Annotated in this window: 3 protein-coding genes; all 3 read left to right on the forward strand. The window is 73.6% G+C overall.

The annotated features are described in order from the left end of the window. The first annotated feature begins 257 nt into the window (after positions 1–257). The 3 genes from ACZ49B_RS30375 to ACZ49B_RS30385 all read left to right on the forward strand — a co-directional run bounded on the left by ACZ49B_RS30375 (position 258) and on the right by ACZ49B_RS30385 (position 2114). Positions 258–479 (forward strand): hypothetical protein, encoded by a 222-nt coding sequence (locus tag ACZ49B_RS30375; protein WP_468311928.1) that lies wholly within the window; start codon positions 258–260, stop codon positions 477–479. Between the two features lie 61 nt (positions 480–540). After that, positions 541–1824 carry a TerD family protein gene (locus tag ACZ49B_RS30380; RefSeq protein ID WP_468311930.1) on the forward strand — a complete coding sequence of 428 codons (1284 nt, stop codon included), beginning with the start codon at positions 541–543 and terminating at the stop codon, positions 1822–1824. A 113-nt stretch (positions 1825–1937) separates the two neighbouring features. Beyond that, positions 1938–2114 (forward strand): hypothetical protein, encoded by a 177-nt coding sequence (locus ACZ49B_RS30385; RefSeq protein WP_468311932.1) that lies wholly within the window; start codon positions 1938–1940, stop codon positions 2112–2114. Positions 2115–2223: the final 109 nt, after the last annotated feature.

Genomic DNA, 2223 nt, shown 5'->3' on the forward strand with positions numbered 1-2223 from the left:
TGGAGGGAGGGGGTGGGTGCGGTGGGGAGGGGGGAGAGGAGCGAAGAGAATGTGTGGGGGCCACCGCACCATTTCGGCGACGCCCGCGCCCCCCCTCCCCCCCCCTGGCCCGCCCCTTACCCGCCCCTGGCCCGGGCCAGGCCAGACCAGGCCGGGCCAGGCCAGGCCGGGCCAGGCCAGGCCGTGCACCGGCCCGCCCGCTCCCCGCGCCGTAAACCCGTTGCCCGCCCCGCTCGGCGCGGGGCAGGCTGCCGGTCATGCCGAGACCTCACGGATTCACGTACGAACAGCGCAGCGACCACAGCGTGGTCATCACGCACCAGGGGCGGGCCGCGAGCACCCTGCGGGGCGGGCGGGCCGAGAAGTTCCTCGCCGAGGTGGAGTCGGGCGACGGGCAGCTCGTGATGGCCCGCTGGACGGGTGCGTACAAGTTCGGCAACGAGCGCATGGCGAAGAACCACCCACGCAACCGTCGCTGAATCCGCGGCGAGGGTAAGGGAACGGCAAAGGCCCTCCGGTCGTTCTCCCGGCATGACCGCTATGACCCCAGGTTCCAACCTGCCGCTCAACACCGTCCGCGTGACGGTGGACGTGGCTGCCCCGGTGCGGCTCGACGTGTCGGGACTCCTCCTCGCGGCGGACGGCAAGGTGCGTTCCGACGCCGACTTCATCTTCTACAACCAGCCGTCCGGGCCCGGTGTCAGCCACCGGTCGGGCGGCGGGGCGGCGCCGGACTCGATCACGGTGGACACGGGCGCGCTGCCGCCGGGCATCGAGCGGATCGTGGTCACGGCCAGTCCCGACGCCGCAGGTCAGACCTTCCAGGGCATCGAGCCCACCGCCACCGTGCGGAACGCGGACAGCGGCGCCGTGATCGCCACCTTCACCCCTCCGCAGCTGGGCACCGAGACCGCGCTCGTGGTCGTCGAGGTCTACCAGCGCGGCGGCGCGTGGAAGGTGCGCGCGGTCGGCCAGGGCTACGCCAACGGCCTCGCCGGGATCGCGACCGACTTCGGGGTCTCCGTGGACGAGGAGCCCACCCCACCGCCCGCGCCCGCCCCGCAGGCCCCGGTCACCCCTCTGGCCCCGGTCGCTCCCTCGGCCCCGGCCTGGGGCCAGACCCTCTCGGCGCCGTCCGCTCCGTCCGCCTCCTCCTGGCCGAGCGCCCCGACGCCCCCGGCGGCCCCTGCCGCCCCGCCCGCCCCGCCCGCTCCGCCCTCCGCGGCCCCTGCCGCAGCCGGCACCGGGAAGATCAACCTCGACAAGGGCCGGGTCAGCCTCCAGAAGAACCAGACCGTCTCGCTGGTCAAGAACGGCCGCCCGCTGCTCTCGCAGGTGAAGATGGGCCTGGGCTGGGAGCCGGCGTTCCAGGGCCGGGACATCGACCTCGACGCCTCCGTCATCGCGTACGGCCCGCAGCGCAACCACATCGACAGCTGCTACTTCGGCAAGCTGTCCATCCTGGGCGGCGCCATCAAGCACTCGGGCGACAACCTCACCGGTGAGGGCGCCGGGGACGACGAGGTGATCGTCGTGGACCTCGGGCGGCTGCCCGCCGAGGCCACGGGCCTGGTCTTCACGGTCAACTCCTTCTCCGGCCAGAAGTTCACCGAGGTCGCCAAGGCCTACTGTCGCCTGATCGACGCCGCGAGCGGGGAGGAGCTGGTGCGCTTCGACCTCACCGGCGCCCAGCCCCAGACCGGGGTCATGATGGCCAAGCTGGTCCGCCAGTTCTCGGGCGAATGGGAGATGACGGCGATCGGAGACTTTGTGAAGTCGCGCACAGTGCGCGGCATGGTCCAGCCCGCCGCACAGGCACTCTGAGCAGGTGGGCGGGCACACGGAGCTACGGTGACCGATCGGCCCGAGGGCCGAGGTGATGGATTCCACCCGAAATCCGGAGGTGCCTGTCAGTGCCCGCCCGTAGCCTTGAAAGCATGTACAGCACACTCCGGCCCGCGGGTCCCGCCCGTCCGTCCGCCGCTGAGGCGAACGCGGCGATACGGCACCTCGTCGAGACCCGGGTGGACGAGGAGTGGCCCTCCGAGGCGTACGAGTTCCTGCTCGAGGAATGGGCCGCAGCCAGCCACGCCGAGACCGCCGCCGCTCAGTGAACGACCGCAGGCTCGGGGGGGGGGGGGGGGGGGGGGGGGGGGGGGGGGGGGGGGGGGGGGGGGGGGGGGGGGGGGGGGGGGGGGGGGGGGGGGGGGGGGGGGGGGGGGG

This window comes from Streptomyces sp. NPDC031132 (assembly GCF_055570595.1).